Source organism: Pedobacter sp. AW31-3R, from assembly GCF_052180285.1.
GTDB lineage: Bacteria > Bacteroidota > Bacteroidia > Sphingobacteriales > Sphingobacteriaceae > Pedobacter.
In genome coordinates, this window is the sequence record NZ_CP197475.1 from 3,371,796 (window position 1) to 3,394,406 (window position 22,611).

General features: G+C 42.3%; 17 protein-coding genes. 14 read left to right on the top strand and 3 right to left on the bottom strand.

The annotated features are described in order from the left end of the window. Positions 1–54 precede the first annotated feature (54 nt). The 14 genes from ACSBL2_RS13905 to ACSBL2_RS13970 all read left to right on the top strand — a co-directional run bounded on the left by ACSBL2_RS13905 (position 55) and on the right by ACSBL2_RS13970 (position 19,362). A complete protein-coding gene (locus tag ACSBL2_RS13905; RefSeq protein ID WP_442587135.1) occupies positions 55–1,158 on the top strand; it encodes a DUF4856 domain-containing protein in 1,104 nt (367 codons plus the stop codon). Between the two features lie 79 nt (positions 1,159–1,237). Next, positions 1,238–2,338 carry an imelysin family protein gene (locus ACSBL2_RS13910; protein WP_442587136.1) on the top strand — a complete coding sequence of 367 codons (1,101 nt, stop codon included), beginning with the start codon at positions 1,238–1,240 and terminating at the stop codon, positions 2,336–2,338. Next, entirely contained in the window at positions 2,325–3,665 is a 1,341-nt protein-coding gene (locus tag ACSBL2_RS13915; protein WP_442587137.1) for an HTTM domain-containing protein, read from the top strand. The genes ACSBL2_RS13910 and ACSBL2_RS13915 overlap by 14 nt, the downstream gene beginning before the upstream one ends. A 4-nt stretch (positions 3,666–3,669) precedes the next feature. Further along, positions 3,670–6,060 (top strand): TonB-dependent receptor domain-containing protein, encoded by a 2,391-nt coding sequence (locus ACSBL2_RS13920; RefSeq protein WP_442587138.1) that lies wholly within the window; start codon positions 3,670–3,672, stop codon positions 6,058–6,060. A gap of 141 nt (positions 6,061–6,201) precedes the next feature. Then, positions 6,202–6,888 (top strand): response regulator transcription factor, encoded by a 687-nt coding sequence (locus tag ACSBL2_RS13925; RefSeq protein ID WP_442587139.1) that lies wholly within the window; start codon positions 6,202–6,204, stop codon positions 6,886–6,888. Between the two features lie 2 nt (positions 6,889–6,890). Continuing rightward, a complete protein-coding gene (locus ACSBL2_RS13930) occupies positions 6,891–8,147 on the top strand; it encodes a sensor histidine kinase (protein ID WP_442587140.1) in 1,257 nt (418 codons plus the stop codon). Positions 8,148–8,396: 249 nt separating this feature from the next. Then, entirely contained in the window at positions 8,397–8,891 is a 495-nt protein-coding gene (locus ACSBL2_RS13935) for a fasciclin domain-containing protein (protein ID WP_442592238.1), read from the top strand. 286 nt (positions 8,892–9,177) lie between these two features. Then, positions 9,178–10,071, top strand: coding sequence for an oxygen-dependent coproporphyrinogen oxidase (hemF, locus tag ACSBL2_RS13940; protein ID WP_442592239.1), 894 nt, complete (start codon positions 9,178–9,180; stop codon positions 10,069–10,071). Between the two features lie 96 nt (positions 10,072–10,167). After that, on the top strand, positions 10,168–12,804 hold the full coding sequence (gene gyrA, locus ACSBL2_RS13945) for a DNA gyrase subunit A (protein ID WP_442587141.1): 2,637 nt from the start codon (positions 10,168–10,170) through the stop codon (positions 12,802–12,804). A gap of 29 nt (positions 12,805–12,833) precedes the next feature. Continuing rightward, positions 12,834–13,916: a tetratricopeptide repeat protein gene (locus tag ACSBL2_RS13950; RefSeq protein WP_442587142.1), complete on the top strand. Its 1,083-nt coding sequence runs from the start codon at positions 12,834–12,836 to the stop codon at positions 13,914–13,916. A gap of 89 nt (positions 13,917–14,005) precedes the next feature. Next, positions 14,006–15,154: a tetratricopeptide repeat protein gene (locus ACSBL2_RS13955; protein ID WP_442587143.1), complete on the top strand. Its 1,149-nt coding sequence runs from the start codon at positions 14,006–14,008 to the stop codon at positions 15,152–15,154. A 305-nt stretch (positions 15,155–15,459) separates the two neighbouring features. Further along, positions 15,460–16,674, top strand: coding sequence for a TCR/Tet family MFS transporter (locus tag ACSBL2_RS13960; RefSeq protein WP_442587144.1), 1,215 nt, complete (start codon positions 15,460–15,462; stop codon positions 16,672–16,674). A 71-nt stretch (positions 16,675–16,745) separates the two neighbouring features. Then, positions 16,746–18,905 (top strand): FUSC family membrane protein, encoded by a 2,160-nt coding sequence (locus ACSBL2_RS13965; protein ID WP_442587145.1) that lies wholly within the window; start codon positions 16,746–16,748, stop codon positions 18,903–18,905. 46 nt (positions 18,906–18,951) lie between these two features. Beyond that, the gene (locus ACSBL2_RS13970; RefSeq protein WP_442587146.1) at positions 18,952–19,362 is read left to right on the top strand and encodes an organic hydroperoxide resistance protein; all 411 of its coding nucleotides are present in this window, start codon (positions 18,952–18,954) and stop codon (positions 19,360–19,362) included. A gap of 92 nt (positions 19,363–19,454) precedes the next feature. Here ACSBL2_RS13970 and mgtE read toward each other — a convergent pair whose 3' ends face one another. The 3 genes from mgtE to ACSBL2_RS13985 are packed head-to-tail and all read right to left on the bottom strand — an operon-like array spanning position 19,455 to position 22,576. After that, positions 19,455–20,804: a magnesium transporter gene (gene mgtE / locus ACSBL2_RS13975; protein ID WP_442587147.1), complete on the bottom strand. Its 1,350-nt coding sequence runs from the start codon at positions 20,802–20,804 to the stop codon at positions 19,455–19,457. Positions 20,805–20,848: 44 nt separating this feature from the next. Beyond that, positions 20,849–21,961, bottom strand: a complete 1,113-nt coding sequence (corA, locus tag ACSBL2_RS13980; protein ID WP_442587148.1) for a magnesium/cobalt transporter CorA — start codon at positions 21,959–21,961, stop codon at positions 20,849–20,851. Positions 21,962–21,964: 3 nt separating this feature from the next. Continuing rightward, complete coding sequence (locus ACSBL2_RS13985; RefSeq protein WP_442587149.1) at positions 21,965–22,576, bottom strand: WbqC family protein; 612 nt, start codon at positions 22,574–22,576, stop codon at positions 21,965–21,967. Positions 22,577–22,611 lie beyond the last annotated feature (35 nt).

The following is a 22,611-nucleotide window of genomic DNA, read 5'->3' on the forward strand; positions in this document are numbered from 1 at the left end:
TTAGACTAGTTACAAATTATTCCTGCCTTATTTAATTATTTAATTACATTCAAAATGAAAAAACAATTCCTCGTAAGTTCAATGCTGGTCATGTTTGCTATGGTCTCCTTTACCTCGTGTAAAAAAGACAGTGAAGATGTTATTCCACCATACACTGTACCTGATACTTACAATTTCACAGGAGCCAATTACACCTCATCTACAAACAGGGTGAAGATGATGCTGGAACTGGACGTGTATATGAAATCTGCTACCACAGTGAAACTTGACGGTAGCAAAACCACCAATATGTTCAATAACACGAACAACCCATTTGCCAATGCGGCATTGAATAGTTCCGGAATCAAGCTGGCAGATAAAACAACAGACGCAAGCCAGTTCAAAGGATACATAGACCTGTTGGTCAGCAACAGCCAATCGAATGATGTACTTGCCAGCAAAGGTAATTTTGGATACCTGATGCGCAGTGCAACAAGTAAAATTATTGTCGGTGCTGATGGGTATGAATATGGTCAGGTGGCTTTAAAAGGCATGATGGGCAGTTTGTTCTTTAAACAAGCGATGGATATTCTTTCTGCAGTTCCGGCAGATGCTACGGTTGCCCTGCAGGAGCAGCACTGGGATGAAGCGTTCGGGTATTTGGCTGTTCCGGCAGATTATTCTCCGGATAAGGATTATACCGTTGCTCCCTTAAATGCACTTGTTTTTCCTGAAAAACCAGCATTATGGGGTGGATACCTTGCAGAAAGAGGCAAAAACATCACTGCGGGGAAAATTATCTGGGAGGCGTTCAGGAAAGGACGTGCTGCTATTGCTGTTAAAGATATCAAGGTCCGTGACCAGGCCATTACTGATATTCAGATGATCTGGGAAAAACTTGCGGCAAATGCGGCCTATGCCTATATGAACATTCCTCAGCAATCGGCCAATGTGGGTAATTTTGGAACACAGTTTCATGCCCTTTCTGAAGCACACGGGTTTATTGAAACGTTAAAATACAGGGTGAAGGCAAAGAGTAAGCTGAGTGATGCCGACTACAATACCATGTGGAATATCATCACCACAAATGATGCGTATACACTGGTTGGTGAAACAGGTTTTACCAAGTTAAAGCAAATTGCTACAATATTGAAAACAACTTACAGCCTGCCTGAATAAGATATACTTCATGCTGCCTGTAAAAACTCCCTGCACATTTTTGTTTGCAGGGAGTTTTACCATTTATTAGAAATAGATCATGATGACGCCCAATAAAAAGATTTACGGAATGCTACTGGTTTTGCTTTTGACTACTTTTTCCTGTGGTAAAAGCAGCAGCCCTGTAGACGAAGCTGTTAACAATGGTTTTGATAAAACAGCCATGTTAACCAATTATGCAGATCAACTCCTCATTCCTGCTTATGCAGATTTACAGCAAAAATTGCTGTTGCTTGTCCCGGCAATCAATACCTTTCTTGCTGCTCCTGATGTTTCCCGGCAGCAGGACTTATTACCTTCTTTCAAAGCAGCCTACCTGGCCTTCGAAAGAACATCGTTCAGTCAGTTTGGACCGGCGGAAACACTGCTGTACACCAATTTCATGAACACGCTTCCTGCAACGACCAATGACAATTCAGATCTTCAAAAGATAGAGAATAATATTTCTTCAGGCAGTTATAACCTCAGTCTGAACAGTACAGTGAACCAGCAGGGATTCCCCGCACTTGACTATCTGCTGTTCGCTCCTGATGCTATTCAGAAGTTAACCGCTGCAGGAAGTGCGAACCGGATAAAGTATGTGGGCGATATTTTAAACAGGATGCAGGAGTTAAACTCTTCGGTATGGAATACCTGGAAAAACACTTACCGTACTCAGTTTATTGCGAATACCAAATCAGACGCAGGCAGTCCAATCGGTTACCTGGTCAACCAGTTTGCCTATGAAATGGATCAGTTAAAGGGCCCGAGAATAGGATGGCCATATGGCAAGCAATCGGGAGGGATTGTCTTCGCAAACAAATGTGAAGGTTATTATTCAGGTATTTCACTGGCTTTAGCCATTGAAAATCTCAGCAGCCTAAAATTACTGTATACCGGGGGAAGTGCCGGAAACGGATTGTCGGCTTATGTAGTTGCCCTGAATAAAAAGGACCTCAACCAAGCTATTCTCAGCTATTTTGATCAGTCAATAAACAAGCTTCAGGCTATACCAGGTCCATTGTCAGCTGCACTGGTCAATCATAAAACAGAAGTAGATGCTGCCTATAAAGAGATCCAGACTTTACTGACTGCGCTGAAGACTGATATGGCTTCTGCATTAAGTGTCAGAATTACTTATGTTGACAATGACGGAGATTAAGAACTGGCTGAACAGACCGGTGTCTATTGCTCCACTGGTCACTTTCAGGATAACCTTCGGTGCCATTATGCTGTTCAGTGTATTGCGTTTCTGGTTCAATGGCTGGATCAGGACACAATACATTGATCCGCATTTTTACTTTACCTATATGGGGTTTGACTGGGTGAAACCACTGGGAATGACAGGTACATACCTCTTGTTCCTGGTGATGGGGACCGCTGCTTTTTTAATATTGATCGGTCTATGGTACCGGCTGTCCATTGTACTGTTCTTTATCACTTTCAGCTATACAGAGTTAATTGATATCACGAACTATCTCAATCATTATTATTTCATCAGTATAGTGAGTTTCCTGCTGATCTTTCTGCCGGCAGGCCGCAGTTTTGCGGTGGATGTATACCTGAAGCCAGAAAGGAAATGCACCTGTGTTCCTTTCTGGATGGTTGGGGTACTCCGGCTGCAAATGGGCCTTGTCTATTTCTTTGCGGGGCTGGCGAAGCTGAATGGTGACTGGATGCTGGAAGCCTTGCCTTTAAAAATATGGTTACCGGCAAAAAGCCATCTGCCACTGATAGGGCCGTTGATGTATAAAGAATGGATAGCCTACGCATTTAGCTGGCTAGGTGCCTGTTACGATCTGTTTATTGTTTTCTTTCTGCTGCATAAAACCACGAGGCCTTATGCTTACATTGCCGTGATTGGCTTTCATTTGTTTACCGCACTTTTTTTTCCGGCCATTGGAATGTTTCCTTATGTCATGATCTTATCAAGCCTCATTTTTATGGATGCCGGTTTTCATGAATATTGGCTTTCGTTCCTTACGGGAAAAGAATATTTTAAGCAAGGGTCTGCAAAGGCGGGGGGCAGCATTCATGTTCACTATAGCCTCTCCGTTTTACTGGGTTTGTTCTTCCTGCTGCAAGTCTTGATTCCATTCCGGTACTTGCGCTATCCCGGACCACTATTTTGGTATGAAGAGGGATACCGCTTCTCCTGGCGCGTGATGCTGATGGAAAAATCAGGAAATACCTTTTTTTATGTGAAGGATCCGGATACCGGAAGAGTATTTGAAGTCAATAATCCTGATTTTTTAACAGCCCAGCAGGAAAAAATGATGAGCACACAGCCCGACATGATTTTGCGTTATGCCCATTACCTGAAGAAAATATATCAGGAACGCCATATCCTGCGACCAGAAGTTTATGCTGAAGGATATGTGGCCCTGAATGGCCGGCGTTCCAAAGCTTTTATAGATCCAAATATCAACCTCGCCGCACAGGAACTGAGCTGGCGGCATGTCAATTTTATCCTCCCATTTTCTAACTGATCCCATGAAATATTTATTTTTATTATGCTTTTCTTTATGCTTGCGAACGGCAATAGCCCAGCAGATTACCCTAAGCGGAAAAGTTTTTTTTGAACAGCATGCCTTTGAAGGGGCAACCGTAATGCTGTTGCCGGTCCGCTTGGTCACCACTACCGATCAGCAGGGAAATTTCTCTTTTAAGGGGATAAAAAGCGGGGCTTATGTGCTGCGCCTTTCCGCTGTAGGTGCTAAAACCTTTACGCAGAAAATAAGTGTCCGGCTGGAAGACCTGAACCTTGAGATCAGGTTGAAGGAGGAAGATTCGAGGGTACTGGATAGTGTTGCCATTACGATGGTGAATGACCGGGGAGCAGACAGGTTAAAGCAGGTAGAAGGCACCGCCATTTATGCAGGCAAGAAAACTGAAGTGGTGCAGATGGCAAATATCAATGCGAACCTGGCGACGAATAATGCCAGGCAGGTGTATGCCAGAGTTGCGGGATTAAATATATGGGAATATGATGGTGGGGGATTACAACTTGGGATTGGCGGAAGGGGCTTAAACCCCAGTCGTGTTTCCAATTTCAATACCCGTCAGAACGGTTATGACATCAGCGCTGATGCCCTGGGCTATCCTGAAAGTTATTATAACCCGCCTACAGAAGCCCTGGAAAGAATTGAAATTGTCAGGGGAGCGGCGAGTCTGCAATACGGCACACAGTTCGGGGGACTGATCAATTTCCGGTTAAAAAAAGGCCCCGCAGATCGACCATTTGAATTGACCAGCCGGCAGTCTGCAGGTTCCTTTGGTTTTTTTAATTCCTTCAACAGTATCGGCGGGACGCTTAAGAAACTCAATTATTACGCCTACTATCAGCATAAGAAAGGTGACAGCTGGCGCCCGAACGGACATTATAATCAGGATGGGGCTTATGTACATCTGGATTATGATTTCAGTAGACAATTGAAGGTTACCGCAGAATATACGGATATGCATTACCTGGCCCAGCAGCCTGGAGGACTGACGGATGCGGAATTTGAGAATGACCCCTCCATTTCTACTCGTAGCCGGAATTGGTTTAAGGTGAACTGGAGTCTTTTTAACCTGTCCCTTGATTATCAACTGAACAACAGCACGAAGCTGAACTGGAGGAATTTTTACTTAAATGCCGGACGTGATGCGCTGGGTATCCTGAGTTATATCAACAGGCCGGATCCCGGAGGAGTGCGGGATTTTCTTTCTGATACTTACCAGAACCTGGGGTCTGAACTACGTGTGTTGCATACCTATAAGCTGATAGGGAAGGAGAACCATACCTTATTGACCGGAATACGCGTATTTAAAGGTTCCACAGACCGGGGGCAGGGTGATGCTGATGATGGAAGCGGCCCAAATTTTAAATTTATACATCAGGAAGCCAGTAAATCCCAGTATAATTTTCCCGGACTGAACGTAGCGGCCTTTACGGAGAATATTTTTCAGCTCAGTGAACGCTGGAGTATTACCCCGGGTGCACGATTTGAATATATTTCCACGAAGGCAAATGGATATTATTATGAAATTCAGCGTTTTGTGCCAGATATCAAAAGAGAGGAAAGCAAAGTAAACAACCGCTCCTTTGTTTTTTTCGGAATCGGGACCTCATATAAACCCTTCCGGGAAATGGAAGTCTATGCCAACATTTCCCAGAATTATAAGTCAGTCAATTTTAATGACATACGCGTACTTAATCCGAATGCAGTAGTAGATCCCGATCTTTCAGATGAATTTGGATACACTGCAGATGGCGGTTTAAGAGGAAATCTGAGAGACTGGTTATATTACGACCTGAGTGTTTTTTACCTGCGTTATAACGGAAGGATTGGTTCGATTTTTACCAAGGATGCCGATAACATGTTGTACAGACTGAGAACGAATGTGGCCGACAGCAGGAATATTGGATTTGAAAGCTTAATCGAAGCAGATCTTTTGCGGGGATTGACCAATGGACAAAGCAAATATAAACTATCCGTATTTAGTAATTTTGCCCTGATCGATGCCAAATATATCCATGCCAGGGAAGCTGCCATACAGGATAAACAGGTGGAATTCGTTCCACCCCTGTTATTCCGGACCGGCATGGCTTTTGGAAACAAACGGTTTAACCTGTCGCTCCAATATTCTTTTGTGGCGAAACAGTATTCAGACGCAACGAATGCAGAAATCACTCCTACAGCTGTTGATGGCGCAGTACCTGCCTATCAGGTAATGGATTTTAATGGCAGTTATACCTGGAAATGGTTTACCTTATCTGGAAGTATCAATAATCTTCTGGATGAGAAATACTTTACCAGAAGGGCGGATGGTTATCCCGGACCAGGTATTTTACCTTCCGATCCCAGGGCTTATTATATGACTTTACAATTTAAGCTCTGATCTCCGTGTAAATTCCTGGTGGTTCTTCCGGAATGAGGACCACCATACAGAATTAATTCAGTTTGTTTATCTTTATTTGCATTTGACAATTTTTGGCACCTGGAAGAACCATGCTTTGATCGTCCCAGTAATGACATGCATATGAAGATTTTAATAGTAGAAGATGAGAAAGAGCTTTCCATTAGTATCAGTAAATACCTGAGCTCTGAGCAATATACCTGTGAGGCCGCTTATGATTATGACAGCGCCATGGAGAAAATCCATCTCAATGAGTATTCCTGCATTATTCTTGATATCACACTGCCCAATGGAAACGGGCTTGAGCTGCTGAAAGTGCTTAAAGAAATGGACAAAGCGGAAGGCGTACTGATCGTGAGTGCAAGGAATTCGCTGGATGATAAAATCAAAGGACTCAATACGGGTGCCGATGATTACCTGGCAAAACCTTTCCATTTGCCGGAACTGGCTGCACGTGTATCTTCCATTATCCGGCGCAAATCATTCGGCGGGCGCAATCAGATCCGGTTGGGTGAATTTATACTGGATATACAGGACAAAACACTGAAATTGAACAACGAGGTCATTTCCCTTACCCGTAAGGAATACGAATTGCTGGTCTACCTGCTGAGCAATAAAGACCGGGTGGTTACGAAAGAGGCGATTGTGGAACACCTCTGGGGTGATGATATTGATCTGTCTGACAGCTATGATTTTATCTATTCCCATATTAAAAACTTACGAAAAAAAATGATGAATGCAGGGGCTCCCGACTATATTAAAGCAGTGTATGGAATGGGGTATAAGTTGACCATTCCAGTAATAGGCTAGGCATGAAATTATTCACAAAATATAACCGGATCAATCTCGCAGTAATGGTTGTCCTTTTTTTAACTGCAGGATGTACCTATTATGTGCTCATTAGTAAAGTTTTGGTGCATGAAGTAGATGAGGCGCTTGATAAGTACAAAGACCAGGTTAAAAAATATGTGAAAGCAAATGATGCTTTACCAGTGTTCAAAAATTTCGAGGAAGTGCAGGTGAATTATGAGCTGACCGACCATGAGCGAAAGAAAAAAGTAAGCCAGGAAACCCTCTATAATATCAGCGACAAAAAGAAGGAGACCTTTCTACAAATGGTTTTTACCCAGCGGGTAAAGGGTGAGATCTATAAAATTACTATTGCAAAACCCCTGGAGGGAACGAAAACACTGATCAGGACGATTGCCTATAGTACGCTGGCCATTCTTCTGGTGATCATTACCGTTTCCATATTACTGAATTATATTGTCCTTAAAAAACTCTGGAAGCCCTTTTATACAGCTATGGCGGAGATGCAGCGATTTAAACTGGGCAGTAAATCAGATCCTGTCCTGCCGGAATCTGATATTGAGGAATTCACCCTGATGAACCAAAGCCTTGCCCAGGCCATTGGGGGCGCAAAAGAAGATTACAGGATCTTAAAAGAATTTACTGAAAATGCTTCGCATGAAACTCAAACACCACTCGCCATCATCCGGTCCAAACTCGATCTGGTCATTCAGGACGAGGGGCTCTCAGAAGGGCAAACTGAAGCCCTAAAAAGTGCTTATGGAGCTTTAAGCAGGCTTTCTAAATTGAATCAGTCGCTGCTTTTACTGGCAAAGATTGAAAATCATCAGTTTACTGCAATGGAAACCATCAGCCTGGACAAAAGGATAGAAGAAAAAATTCAGCAGTTTAATGAACTTTGGGAAGGTCAAAAGATTAGCCTTGGTGCTGAACTTCAGGAGAGTTCCATCCAGGCTAATCCCGAACTGATTGACATCCTTTTGAATAATCTTTTAAGCAATGCCGGACGTCATAATGTGAATGGCGGAACCATAAGCATCCTGCTGGTTCCGGGAAAACTGGAAATCGCCAATACGGCAAAATCCAAGGGACTGGATACCACAAAATTATTTAATCGTTTTTATAAAGCGGAGCAGTACAGCAAACATAATGGACTCGGACTTTCTATTGTTAAACAAATAGCAGAGGTGTCAGGGATGCAAATCAGTTATATTTTTCATGAGCAGCAGCACCGGTTTATTTTCCAATGGCCAGTGTAAAAGACTTCCACAGGAAAGCCGGATTAAACAACTGCTGTTTAAATTCCATTACATAAAACCGTCCGGGCATAGATTTCGTTAGTTCTAAGACAATAGCCAATAAACAAAACTATACCTTAAATCAAAACGAAATCTATGAAAAAGAATTTTTTTAATGCAGCAATGGGACTTTCCTTTCTTGCATTAGTTTGCGCATGTAGTTCTTCAAAAACGAATGCTACAGACAGTACCATGACAGATAGCAGTGCAATGGATACCTCAATGGCCATGGCAGATACGACAATGCACACGCAGGAAGGGGTGATGGTAGGTGGCGCATTGATGGTGCCTACAAAAAATATAGTGGAGAATGCCCTGGGATCGAGTGACCATACCACTCTTGTTGCTGCTGTTAAGGCTGCAGGATTGGTAGAAACTTTAAGTGGAAAAGGTCCTTTTACGGTTTTTGCACCGACCAATGAAGCTTTTGCAAAATTACCTGCCGGTACAGTAGATAAACTATTAAAGCCGGAAATGAAAAAAGATCTTACCGGTATCTTGACCTACCATGTGATCGCAGGTACGTATAAAGCTGCAGATTTGAAAGATGGTCTTGAACTGACTACCGTTCAGGGACAGAAAGTGAAACTGAGTTACAAAGACAACCAGTGGTTTATCAACGATGCTAAAATCACGATTACTGATGCGGTATCTAGCAATGGCGTAACACATGTCATTGATGCTGTTTTGATGCCAAAAAAATAAGGCAGACTACTTAATTAATTAATTTTTTAAAAGGTGCAGCCCGCAAGGCTGCACCTTTTTTGTAATAAAATACCCGAAACACAAAAAGGCAATGCTTGTTTACACGAATTTAAACCTTAAATACTCCACCTTTCGGGACAAAACTCCTTAAATGAAGATGAAATGACAATAAAGGCAGGCATTGGGCAAGCCTTTATTGTTTTAGTGTAAAATTGAAGCAAGTTCTTTACCCGGAAAGGTAATCGCGCTGGTATAAAACTTAACTTTGATTATAGATTCGGAGAAGATGTTAAAAGATAAGATTGTAAAGGAATACCAGAAAATTCAGGATGAAATCTGCCACAGTTTGGAACTCGCAGATGGTAAAGGGAAGTTTGTACAGGAAATCTGGGAGCGCGAAGGAGGGGGCGGTGGCCGCACCCGTATTTTTCAGCATGGTGATGTGATTGAAAAAGGTGGAGTCAATTTCTCAGCGGTATACGGAAAGCTTCCCGAGAGCGTGAAGAATGCTTTTAAAGTAGACAATGATGAGTTTTTTGCCTGTGGTGTTTCCATTGTGATCCACCCGGTGAATCCTTTTGTACCGATTATACATATGAACATCCGTTATTTCGAAATGGATGAACAGACCAGGTGGTTTGGCGGTGGAATTGATTTAACTCCCCATTATGTCATTGATACAGACGCCCGCTATTTTCACCATATCCTTAAACAGACCTGTGATGAATTTGATGCTTCGTTCTATGCCAAATTTAAAAAACAGGCAGACGATTATTTCTTTATCAAACACCGTCAGGAAACACGGGGTGTTGGAGGAATCTTTTATGACAGGCTAAAACCTGAGAATACCGGACTGGACTGGGAACAGTTGTTTGAATTCTCCCTGGCCGTAGGCAATTCCTTTATACCCATATATACAGAACTGATCGACCGGAACCGTGATAAGGAATATACGGAGGCAGAACAGGAGTGGCAGTACCTGCGCAGGAGCCGTTATGCAGAATTTAACCTGGTCTATGATTCGGGAACAAAGTTTGGTTTAGAGACCAATGGAAGGATTGAATCTATCCTAATGAGCTTACCGCCAACGGCTAAATGGGTGTACGACCATAAACCTGCTGAAAACAGTTTAGAGGCTACAACTCTGGGTAAGTTGATAAAAGGGATAGACTGGGCTTAATTTTTTTCCACAATACGCTTAAACAGCAATATTTTCGTAGATTCGCAAGGTTATAACATTACCTTATAAAATCGTTTTTAACGAACATTACTATTTATGGCAGAAGATTTAGAAAATCAGGAGAACGACAAAATAATCAAAATTGACATAGACGAGCAGATGAAGTCTGCTTACATCGATTACTCGATGTCCGTTATTGTTTCCAGGGCTTTACCTGATGTACGTGACGGGTTAAAACCAGTACACAGACGTGTGCTTTTTGGTATGCTTGACCTGGGGCTTGCCAACAACAGACCTTACAAAAAATCTGCCCGTATTGTTGGGGAGGTACTTGGTAAGTATCACCCGCATGGTGACTCTTCCGTATACATGACAATGGTGAGGATGGCACAGGAGTGGAGCCTTCGTTACCTGCTTGTTGAGGGACAGGGTAACTACGGATCTATAGACGGTGACTCACCGGCAGCAATGCGTTATACGGAAGCAAGGTTCCAGAAAATTGCTGAGGATATGCTTGCCGATATCAATAAAGATACAGTTGATTTCCAGCTGAACTTTGATGATTCCCTGCAGGAACCCACAGTATTGCCTTCGAAAGTTCCCAACTTGCTGATCAATGGTGCTTCAGGTATCGCAGTAGGTATGGCAACCAATATGCCTCCGCATAACATTACAGAGGTTATTGGTGCTACGATAGCTTATATAGAAAATAATGAGATCACTATTCCTGAATTGATGAAGTTCGTTAAAGGACCGGATTTTCCTACCGGTGCAATAATATATGGATACAATGGAGTTCAGGAAGCTTTTGAAACGGGTCGCGGACGTATTGTGATGCGTGCCAAAGCGGAAATTGAAACGGTAAAAGACAGGGAAACCATTATCGTTACTGAAATCCCTTATCAGGTGAATAAGGCCATGATGATCGAACGTACCGCGGAACTGGTAGGAGAGAAAAAGATTGAAGGGATTTCCAATATCAAGGATGAGTCGAATAAGGATGGTATCCGTATCGTTTATGAAATTAAACGTGATGCGAATGCTTCCATCGTACTGAACAACCTGTTCAAACAAACTGCCTTACAAACTTCATTCAGCGTCAACAATATTGCTTTGGTGAATGGTCGTCCGCAGTTGCTGAACCTGAAAGACCTGATCAGGCACTTTGTGGACCACAGACATGAGGTCGTGGTTCGCCGTACGAAATTTGAATTGAATGAAGCACAGAAACGTGCACATATTCTTGAAGGTTTATTGATTGCTTTAGACCACCTCGACGAAGTCATTAAATTGATCCGCGGATCAAGTACACCGGAAGAAGCCAGGACGGGTCTGATGGATCAGTTTGCCCTGAGTGATATTCAGGCAAGAGCAATCCTGGATATGACATTGCGTCGTTTGACAGGTCTGGAAAGAGATAAGATTAAAGAGGAGTACAATGAGTTGATGAAAACCATCGACTACTTAAATTCTGTATTGAATGATGAAGGTTTGCGTATGCAGATCATTACAGACGAGCTTAAAGAGATGCTGGATAAATATGGTGATGAGCGCAGAACTCAGATCGTACATTCAGCGGAAGACATGAGCATGGAAGACTTCATTGAGGATGAAGAAGTGGTCATCACGATTTCTCATGAAGGATACATTAAACGTACACCTGCGACAGAATACCGTACACAGGCCAGGGGTGGTAAAGGCTCAAAAGGAAGTGATTCCAGAAATGAAGACTTTATTGAACACCTGTTAATTGCCTCAAACCACAACTATATGTTGTTCTTCACCGAAACAGGACGTTGTTTCTGGTTAAGGGTATATGAAATTCCTGAAGGATCACGCTTAAGTAAAGGAAGAGCTATCCAGAACATTATCAATATCCCTAAAGAGGAAAAAATTAAAGCTTATATCAAGGTGAAAAACCTGAAAGATCAGGAATATCTTGAGAATAACTATATTATCATGTGTACTAAAAAGGGAACGATTAAGAAAACTTCACTGGAAGCTTATTCGAGACCAAGGGTAAATGGTATCAATGCAATTAATATCAATGAAGGTGACCAGTTACTGGAAGCCAGTTTAACCAGCGGATCAAGCGAGATTGTGATGGCCCTGCGTTCAGGACGTGCCATCAGGTTCAATGAATCGACCGTAAGGCCAATGGGCAGGACTGCAACCGGCGTACGTGGTGTAACACTTGGACACGATAAAGATGAGGTAGTCGGTATGATCGCTGTAGATGATCCGGAAGCTACCGTAATGGTCGTTTCAGAAAAAGGTTACGGTAAACGTACTGATATCGATGATTATCGCGTTACTAACAGAGGTGGTAAAGGAGTTAAAACGATTACGATTACCGAGAAAACCGGAGATTTAATTGCTATTAAGAGTGTAACGGATGCTGACGATTTGATGATTATCAACAAATCGGGTATCGTGATCAGGATTGTATTGAGTCAGTTAAGGGTAATTGGAAGAGCTACACAAGGAGTTCGCCTGATCAATTTAAAAGGCAATGATGCCATTGCATCAGTTGCAAAAATTGAACATGAGGATGAAACAGAAGAGGAAGGCGCAGAAGATGGTGTAGTTATTGCAGGTACAGAAGAGGTAGCAGAGGGAACTGCTGTTGGAACAGTAACAGATGAAGCAGAGGCTGAGGAAGAGATCGAGGAGGAAGATGCCGAAGATGAGGAGGATACTGAAGACGAGTCTGATGATACCGATGAAAATTAATTTAATCAAATAAATTAAAAACAGATAATATGAAAAAAGTACTTTTAAGTATGCTATTAGTAGGTGCTGCCACCTATGCAAATGCTCAAAAGGGTGAAGTTACGAAAGCTAAAAATGCATGGGCTCTCGCAAGATTAGGTTCTCAGACCCAGACTTTAGATGCCACTTTAAAGACTCTTGGTGAAGGATTGGCAACGACTGACAAAGCCATTGCACACGAGAAATCTAAAGGTATGCCTGAAGCATGGTCGTACAGGGCACTGTTCGCATCAAGAATCTCTTTTATTGATTCATTGAATGTGACCAATGCATTGGCTAACGACAAAATTGCTGAAGAGGCAATCGTTAAAGCAAAAGAACTGGATACGAAAGGCGAGGAGAAGGAAAACATTCAGGAAGCTGAAGTTACCTTGTCAAATGCAGCGAGAAACAGGGCGATCTTTGCTTACAACAAAAAGGATTATAAAGCTGCACTGGAGTTCTTTAACCAGGTGACTGCTAAAAATCCTACCGATACTTCAAACTTTGTCAATGCTGGTGTAACTGCTAAACAAATTGAAAATTATCCGGAAATGGTGAAAAATTTCAAACAGGCGATCGGTCTTGGTTATAAAGAAAGCGAAGCTCTGTACAGTGAAATCATTTCTACGACGTTCGAAAAAGTAAAAGATTCAGTTGCCGGTACAGCGCTATTAGAGGAAGCGATTGCCAAATATCCTGAAAACCCTTACTTCGTAGGGATGCAGACAGACCTGTATATTAAACAAGGAAATGTAGCCAAATCACAGGAGTTGTTGAGTAAACTGATTGCCAAAGATGGTAAAAATGCTTCATATCAATATGCTATGGGCGATACCTACTACAAACAGGCCTTAGATTTACAGCCGAAGAGAAATGCACTGGATCCTAAAAAGAAAAAGGAATTTGATGCAATTACAGCTAAAATGATCGGCTTTATCGACCAGGCATTACCATACTATAAAAAAGCATATGAATTGGATCCTAAAATGACTTCTGCATTGGAGAACCTAAAAATCATTTACCTTTTTAAAGATGATAAAGTAAATTACGAAGCGACAAAAAAATTACTTGACGCTGCTGCGAAAAGCTAATATTTTTAGTTATTGAATATAAAAAGAGGGATATGTTTTATCCCTCTTTTTTTTTATATAAATTTGTACATAAGCTTAATCCCGAACATATGATTGATAAGAGATATTTTATTCCCGCTGCACTGACCTTGCTGCTTAATATAAACAACGTTCACGCACAGAAAACACAAATGCAGATCGCCAGGAACAGCGTTGGAAAGCTACAGGCCGCTATCGCCAATAAACAGGATGAAAAAGCACAGATGGCGATACTGGCAGAGGGGATAAAAGCAAGTGAATCAACAGAAAAAGACAAGAAAACAAGGAAATGGCCGGAGACCTGGGCAATTAAATCATACCTGAGTTCCTATATTTCCATTGTTGATCCCAATGAGTCCAATTCAGATAAGTATTATGACCTTGCGCTACAGGCCATAGATTCAGCTAAAAGTTTCGATAAGTTTGAAGACAATTCCGGATTGATCGCTGCGTCAATTTATAATATCAATATTAAAAAGCAACGCAAAGGAAATGCAGCATTTGAGAAGAATGATTTCAATGCGGCCTATGGTTTCCTTAAGGACGTGAGTAACTTTTTCCCTAATGACAGTACACTTGCCGTAAATACTGCATTGAGTGCTGAAGCACTGAAAAAAGACAGCGAGGCATTGACCTATTTCAAAAAGGCAAAAGATAACGGAATGAAGAATCCCGTGGTCTTCCAGAAAATGGCCAATATTTATGTGTCAAAACTGGATAATGCACAAGCCATAAAAATGATTGAAGAGGGAATACGCCTGAATCCTTACAATACTTCACTGACAAATGATTACATCAATTTACTGCTGGACAATGAACGGTATGCTGAAGCTGGAAAGGTGATTGAAAATACGTTAAAAGTAGAGACGAAAGACAAACTGTTGTATTATCTATATGGATATCTACACCAGAAAAATCTGAATTTGAGTACCTCAGAACTGGCCTATAATAAATCCATTAGCCTTGACCAGAAATATTTTGATGCCTTATACCAGTTGGGACTGGTCTACATCAGTACGGGTAACCAGGCGCTGGCATCACAGGATAAAGATGTAGCTAAGTTTTCATCTTCCTTAAACAGAGCAGAGGTGATTCTTTTACGTGCACACGATATCAGGAAGAAAGATAAAACTACCATCAATCTGCTGATCGAAATCTACACCAGAAAAAACCGCTTTGATAAAGTTCAGGAGTTACGCGCACAACTGGATGAATATTAAGTGTTAAACATCATATAGCAATCGGGCAGCGTTATTCGCTGCCTTTTTTGTTTATTGTATACAAGAGACTGGAAAGTTGATAATTTGGGAAGAGGTGATGTTGTAAACAATCGTACTTAACATAATATTAATTATGAACTGTTATGAATAACCACAATATCCGGGTAATTCAAAGAACCTGAGCGCATTCTTTAACCTGATCAATATTTTTATAAGGGTACTGGCTCACAATGGATTTCCAATATAATTGATAAAGGTTCCCAAACATCCATAAATTCCGTTAAATTTACAGATCAAACGCAATTATGGCCTCAAAAAAGAAATCCGCAATCGGATTTATCTTCATCACATTACTTATAGATTTTACAGGTTTTGGGATCATTATTCCGGTTTTCCCTAAACTCATTGAAGAACTGACTGGTGGCGGATTAAGTTTAGCGGCTGTTTACGGCGGCTGGCTGACTTTATCTTATTCCATTATGCAATTTATCAGCGCGCCTGTATTGGGTGGCCTAAGTGACAGATTTGGCCGTAGACCCGTACTTTTAGGTTCTCTGTTCGGCCTTGGGATAGATTATATTTTCCTGGCTTTTGCACCGAGCATTTTCTGGCTTTTTGTGGGAAGAATTCTTGCCGGCATTACCGGTGCCAGTTTCACCACGGCACAGGCGTATATCGCTGACGTAAGTACTCCGGAAAAAAGGGCGCAGAATTTCGGTCTTGTTGGAGCTGCATTTGGGATCGGATTTATTATCGGGCCTGTGATCGGCGGTGTTTTCAGCCAGTACGGATTACGGGTGCCTTTTATTATTTCTGCAGTTTTAGCATTGATCAACTGGCTTTATGGATATTTTATTCTGCCTGAATCCCTCGCAAAGGAAAATCGCCGTAAGTTTGAATGGAAACGCGCCAACCCTGCAGGTGCCCTGCTGCAGATTAAAAAATATCCTGCCATTACCGGTTTACTGGCTACCCTGCTCCTCCTCTATATTGCCGGCCATGCCGTACAATCGGCCTGGACTTACTATACCATGGAAAAATTCAGTTGGAATGAAGCCTGGGTGGGTTATTCCCTCGGCTTCGTTGGTGTCGTTGTGGGGATTGTCCAGGGCGGATTGATCCGTGTGATTATTCCAAAAATCGGACAGGTGAAAGCAGTGTACCTGGGGCTGATCCTGTATATCATCGGATTTATATTGTTTGCTTTCGCAACTAAAAGCTGGATGATGTTTGCCATCATCTTACCCTATTGTCTCGCAGGTATTTTTGGTCCGGCTATGCAGGGAATTATTTCCAATCAGGTGGAAGCCAATGCACAAGGGGAAATACAGGGTGTCATGGCAGGATTAATGAGTGCGGCTTCTATTGTTGGCCCCCTGATGATGACCAATCTATTTGCCTGGTTCAGCGTCAAAAACAGTGGCATGTATTTCCCTGGGGCACCATTTATTCTGGCTGCACTGCTGACCCTCGCGGGATTATTTGTCTGTTCTTCGACACTGAAAAAGTACCATAGTTAATGTTAATTTCTGCCCTAAACCTATCGTTATGGTCAGATTATTGAGGATAAAGGATTATAACCTATTTTAGAATGCTAGACCGGCCAATCAGAGATATTCAGGATTTCTTATTAAGTACTTATTTTGCTGACGGACTCCGTATTACTGTCGGTGTATTGTTTCCTTCCCTTATCCTGGCCCAATACGGAATGCTGAATTATGGGATGACCCTTTCACTCGGTGCGTTGTGCGTGAGTGTGGTGGATAGTCCAGGCCCAATTGTACACCGCAGAAATGCAATGCTGCTAACTACAGCGGTGATCACTTTACTCTCCATGCTGGTTGGACTGACCAATAAGAATCCGTATTTCATCGGATTTCTATTGGTAATTTTTAGCTTTATATTTTCCATGTTCTTCCTCTATGGAACCCGCGCTGCTTCAGTGGGTACGGCCGCATTGCTGATCCTCGTGCTCAGTATCGACGATATCAGGCCATGGGAAGATGTATTGGTGTACTCCCTGCTGATCCTCGGCGGAAGTCTCTGGTACACTTTCCTGAGTTATTTCTTTTACCGGCTCCGCCCCTTCCGCATTGTCCAGCAGACGCTGAGCGACTCCATACATGAAGTGAGCGAATTCCTGAGGGCAAAAGCAAAGTTCTACAACCAGAATGTCAATTATGAAGAGAACTATGCCGATTTGCTGGAACTTCAGATCCAGGTCCATGAAAAACAGGATGCTGTCCGCGAAGTGTTATTTAAAACCAGGGAGATCGTAAGGGATTCTACACCCGAAGGAAGGTTTTTACTGGTCGTATTCGTGGATATGGTGGACTTGTATGAACAAGTAATGTCTACCTATTACAATTACAATCTCCTCCATGAGCAATTCGATGCGGTAGGTATTTTGAAACGTTATGGAATGGTAATCACCAGGATTGCCATTGAACTGGATGAAATCGCCTTTGCCCTGAAAACCGGCGGTATCCCCCGTTCACCTGTTACCCTCGTGGAAGAAGTGGAGGCACTGAAGAACGAGATCCTTACCCTGGAGAAGGAAAATACCGATGGCAGATACAATACACTCGGCATCATCGCCCTTAAAAATATTGAGGTCAATATTGAAAATATTCTTGCCCGTGTCAAAACGATTAACGGATATTTTAATAAAAATGAAAAGAAAAAGCTGAAGAACCGGGATATCGATACGGAAAAGTTTATTACGCGCCAGACCATTGACAGTAAACTGATGTTTGAAAACCTGACCTTTAGCTCCAGTACCTTCAGGCATTCGCTAAGGGTGGCTATTGTCATGCTGATCGGCTTCCTGGTTGCACGTATGCTAAACTCTTCCCATAGTTACTGGGTATTGCTGACCATCCTGGTAATTTCCAAACCCGGATTCAGTCTCACCAAGGAAAGGAATTACCAGCGTCTGATTGGTACCGTCGTCGGGGCATTCCTCGGCATGGGAATCCTGGTGTATATCCACGATAAAAATGCACTGTTTGTAATCTTGCTGATCTGTATGATTGGGGCATATAGTTTCCAGCGTAAAAATTATGTGGTCAGCGTCTTGTTCATGACCCCCTATATCCTGGTCTTGTTTGATTTTCTTGGCATGGGAAGTCTTTCTATTGCAAGGGAAAGAATTTATGATACACTGATTGGCTCAGGTATCGCCTTGCTGGGAAGTTATACGCTCTTCCCCAATTGGGAGCATATCAACCTGAAGGAAGCGATGCTGAAAACTTTAAGTTCCAATATGGATTATTTTGAACAGATGACCTATCTCTATTTTGAAAAGGAACAAAACCTGACCAATTATAAAGTGGCAAGGAAAGAAGTGTATGTGGCTTCTGCGAATTTAGCTTCCTTATTTCAACGGATGTTTTCTGAGCCCAAAAGCAAACAATTCCTGATGAAGGAATTGCACCAGTTTACCGCGCTGAATCATCTGTTATCTTCCTATATCGCAACCCTGTCGCTATATTATAAAGAACATGCCTATACGATGACCAATCCGGAGGCCTTGAAACCTGTGGTCAGCAATACCATTTACCTGCTGAATCAGTCTTCCCAATACCTGGTGAAGAATAACGGGGAAATCAGCAATGTACCCCTGGCAAAAACTTCAGATGCCATCAAAAAAGGAATGCGTGCAGACGAAGTGCTTATTATTGAGCAGTTTGATCTGATCCAGAAGGTAGCATATGATATTTTTAAGCTTTCAGAGAAAATTAATTTGTAAAACATAAAAGCAAATCCACTGTTATCTTATTATAACAAATAATATAATGGAAAAGCTATATACCGCTGTAGTTACAGCAAAAGGTGGTCGTGACGGCCATATTAAATCGAGCGACAATACAATAGAATTTGAGGTAAGAACCCCCAAAGAACTGGGTGGCCAGGGTGGTGCAACAAACCCGGAACAGCTGTTTGCAGCTGCTTGGGGTCCCTGTTATTTAGGTGCACTGGGATCTGTGGGTAAAACTGCAGGTGTGGATACGACGGAGGCAACCGTAGATGTCCATGTATCCTTTAATCAGGATGGTAATGCTTATGTATTGTCAGCAGAGCTGGATGTACATATCCCCGGAATCAGTCAGGAAGAAGCGCAATCTATGGCCGAAAAGGCGCACAAGGCTTGTCCATACTCCAAAGCAACCAGAGGAAATATTGAGGTAAGGGTAACTGCCATTTAATTCTTAGCCGTTCAGCTTAAAATTCTTTTTTTAAATTTTAGGATTTAAGAGTGTATGGACCTGATTCATATGCTCTTTTCCTTTTTACAGAGTTACAGCAATAAGCGGCTGGCCAGTCCAAGCAACAGTAAAAATCCAAATACGTCGGTAAAGGTCGTGATGATAATGGAGGAAGCAATCGCAGGGTCAATCCCTACCCTCTTCAGGATCAATGGAATTGCTGCGCCGGTTACCCCTGCAATCAGCAGGTTGCCGGTCATCGCCAGAAAGATTACCACACCCAGCAATGGATTTTTATCAAATCCCAGAGAAAAGAGAAATACAATCATTCCTGTTACCGCTCCGTTGATTAAACCTACGGTAAACTCTTTCAAGACGGTGCGGTAGGCCTGGTTGTCCGTTAAATCATTCAGGGAAATACGCCTGACGGTTACGGCCAATGCCTGTGTGGCTGCATTTCCACCCATTCCGGCAATAATAACCATATACGCAGAAAGTACGGCAATATTCTTCAGTGCAGGCTCATAGTAACGCACTACGGAAGAAGCCAGAAAGGCGGTTGCAAGATTCAGGATCAACCAGGGTAAACGTGATTTTACCGCCTCAATCCAGTTACCACTCAGCTCTTCATCTTCTGATACCCCTGAAATTTTAAGGATATCTTCTGTATTTTCATCTTCCAGTACGTCAATTACGTCGTCAAAGGTAACCCGTCCCAGCAGTTTCATCTCTTTGTCCAATACCGGAATACTGGTGATATTGTATTGGGAAATTAAGCGCGCTACTTCTTCCTGGTCGGTATCTGCACTTACCCAGGCGACATCAGTTTTCACCAGTGCGGTGATTTCTTCATTGCCCTTTGCTTTGATGATGTCTTTTAAGGATACGATGCCCTGGAACACATTGTGGTTATCGATCACAAAAATGGTATAAAATTCTTCAATTTCCTCACTCTGCCTGATGATCTCATCAATGGCATCTTTCTTGGTCATGTGAAGGTATATCCTGATGAACTGAGTGTTCATCAGTCCGCCGGCAGTGTATTCGTCGTAGCTCAGCAGATTCCTGATGTTCGATGCATCATCTTCGTTCAGGTTGCCCAGGATTTCTTTTTGGTCATGTTCCTCCAGCTGTGAAATGATATCCGTTGCATCATCATAGTCGAGTTCTTCAACAATTTCAGTACGTTTATCAGGATGTAACTGCAGCAAAAGCTCTTCCGGATGGGCTTCCTCATGCATCTCGGAAATGATCTCCGAAGCCGTTTCCACAGGCAGAAGGTTAATGATCCGCTGACGGTCTTCCTTGGTGAGACTTTCGAATAAGATGGCAATCTCGGACGCATGATACTCATCCAGTGTGATAGCCAGCTGACTGTCACTACTGTTAAGGGCCGTCTTTAACCTGGAGACGTCTGTTTTATCAAGTTCGAATGATTGCATGTTGAGCTAAGGTAAGGATATTTTCCTTTTTAACCCTTCTAAATCTACTTAAACCAGCCTTTTCGCCAAAAATAGATCACCTGTACAATGGCAATCACCAGCATGACAATCATGGTATAGCGGTAACCATATGCCTGATAGAGTTCAGGCATATTATCAGGGAGCAGTTTTCCGGTAATCGGATCTTTATCTGCAAAATTCATCCCATATATCCCCGCAATGAAGGTCAGTGGAATAAATATAGAGGATATAATGGTCAGCACTTTCATGATTTCATTCATCCTGTTGCTGATGATGGATAAATACATATCCACATTCGTTGCCGAAATCTCCTTTAATGATTCCACCAGGTCAATGATCTGAATACAGTGGTCGTACGCATCACGGATATAGATTTTAGTCTGATCGCTGATCAGCGGACTATCACTTCTCAGCATGTCGTTTAATTTATCCCGTTCCGGCCAGGCGACCCTCCTGATATTGATGAGGTTCCGCTTGATATGTTGTGTCTCATACAGAATAGACTTTTCCGGTTTCTCCAATAAACGGTCTTCGATGACATCCAGGTCCTCACTCCATTTGCCAAGGATCTCAAAATACGTGTCGACAATGACATCCATAATGGCATACATGATGTAACTGCTTCCGGTGATGCGGATGCTCCCCTTCCCTGCCTTTAACCTTAATCTTACCGCATCCAGGCAGTCCTCGTATGTATCCTGAAAGGTGATGAGTGTATTTTCAGTGAGGATATAAGCAATCTGGTCGTTCGCCAGACTGTCTTCTTCATCCAGGAATAACATGCGGCTAACAGCGAATACATAACTGTCGTATTCTTCCATTTTTGGCCGCTGATAAGTCCTGGTGATATCCTCCAGTACCAATTTATTGATGTGAAGGTCCCTGTTCAGCGTTTCAAACAGCTCCATTGAGGCAAAGCCATGGATTTCGATCCAGTAGGTAGCGGTTTTATCGCCGGTAATTTTCAGGATCTGGTTGATGTTCTCCAGGCTTTTCTCCTCATAGCCTTCACTATTGAATCGGTGGACTGTAATTTTTGGTGGAAGGGAATTTTCATCAATATAGATCAGGCCGGGACTGGTTCCGGCTTTCGGTAAGATATACTGTTTTTTCTTCCGGAGTTTGTGTTTATCCATGACTTACAGGTAGTGTTTGGACTGTGGTCCCTGGTTAAACAACAAATCTACAATGCTCAGGTTTGGTAAAAATCCCATTCTGTCTTCGAATACCTGGAAGTAAGGTTTCACCGGCACTGTATATTCGGGATTCTTGAAATGCAGTTTAGTCCTGAAATCAGACTCAGGCGGCAATTCTTTGATATATTCTTCAGTGAACTGCAGTTCTGTATTTTTCTTCAGCTGTTTTAGTACCCATTGAAACAGCTCCAGGTTGTAATCAAACAGGTAATCGTATTTTTTTTCATAGAAAGTGACAAATTCGTCTTCGTAATATTCAAAGTAGGCCGAATTGCGGTAACAGCTTTCAATACTCAGCCAATGCAGGCGCTGCCATTTAAAATCATAGCTGATCTTTACATCTTTTACCTTAGTATGGAACTTTGAGCCTTTGATCACCGGTAAAAACAAATCCAGCTTTCCGTTCGGTGAATAAATTCTGGTCCTGTTCCTGTAGGTTTGTTTTGGGAAGTGTTCTTCCTTCTCCAGTAGAAATTCAAAATTATGGTCATTCAGGGCAGAAAAATAACTTACTGGCGGAAGATAAAAAAGTGGAAATATAGCTGAACTGTGCATCGGTTAATTTATGTTTGCATTCTCAATTGGGCAAA

What these genes read in the sequence shown, in the direction of transcription:
- ACSBL2_RS13905 (WP_442587135.1), top strand. Translation starts at nt 55, where the DNA reads ATGAAAAAACAATTCCTCGTAAGTTCAATGCTGGTCATGTTTGCTATG.
- ACSBL2_RS13910 (WP_442587136.1), top strand. Translation starts at nt 1,238, where the DNA reads ATGATGACGCCCAATAAAAAGATTTACGGAATGCTACTGGTTTTGCTT.
- ACSBL2_RS13915 (WP_442587137.1), top strand. Translation starts at nt 2,325, where the DNA reads ATGACGGAGATTAAGAACTGGCTGAACAGACCGGTGTCTATTGCTCCA.
- ACSBL2_RS13920 (WP_442587138.1), top strand. Translation starts at nt 3,670, where the DNA reads ATGAAATATTTATTTTTATTATGCTTTTCTTTATGCTTGCGAACGGCA.
- ACSBL2_RS13925 (WP_442587139.1), top strand. Translation starts at nt 6,202, where the DNA reads ATGAAGATTTTAATAGTAGAAGATGAGAAAGAGCTTTCCATTAGTATC.
- ACSBL2_RS13930 (WP_442587140.1), top strand. Translation starts at nt 6,891, where the DNA reads ATGAAATTATTCACAAAATATAACCGGATCAATCTCGCAGTAATGGTT.
- ACSBL2_RS13935 (WP_442592238.1), top strand. Translation starts at nt 8,397, where the DNA reads ATGGATACCTCAATGGCCATGGCAGATACGACAATGCACACGCAGGAA.
- hemF (WP_442592239.1), top strand. Translation starts at nt 9,178, where the DNA reads ATGTTAAAAGATAAGATTGTAAAGGAATACCAGAAAATTCAGGATGAA.
- gyrA (WP_442587141.1), top strand. Translation starts at nt 10,168, where the DNA reads ATGGCAGAAGATTTAGAAAATCAGGAGAACGACAAAATAATCAAAATT.
- ACSBL2_RS13950 (WP_442587142.1), top strand. Translation starts at nt 12,834, where the DNA reads ATGAAAAAAGTACTTTTAAGTATGCTATTAGTAGGTGCTGCCACCTAT.
- ACSBL2_RS13955 (WP_442587143.1), top strand. Translation starts at nt 14,006, where the DNA reads ATGATTGATAAGAGATATTTTATTCCCGCTGCACTGACCTTGCTGCTT.
- ACSBL2_RS13960 (WP_442587144.1), top strand. Translation starts at nt 15,460, where the DNA reads ATGGCCTCAAAAAAGAAATCCGCAATCGGATTTATCTTCATCACATTA.
- ACSBL2_RS13965 (WP_442587145.1), top strand. Translation starts at nt 16,746, where the DNA reads ATGCTAGACCGGCCAATCAGAGATATTCAGGATTTCTTATTAAGTACT.
- ACSBL2_RS13970 (WP_442587146.1), top strand. Translation starts at nt 18,952, where the DNA reads ATGGAAAAGCTATATACCGCTGTAGTTACAGCAAAAGGTGGTCGTGAC.
- mgtE (WP_442587147.1), bottom strand. Translation starts at nt 20,804, where the DNA reads ATGCAATCATTCGAACTTGATAAAACAGACGTCTCCAGGTTAAAGACG.
- corA (WP_442587148.1), bottom strand. Translation starts at nt 21,961, where the DNA reads ATGGATAAACACAAACTCCGGAAGAAAAAACAGTATATCTTACCGAAA.
- ACSBL2_RS13985 (WP_442587149.1), bottom strand. Translation starts at nt 22,576, where the DNA reads ATGCACAGTTCAGCTATATTTCCACTTTTTTATCTTCCGCCAGTAAGT.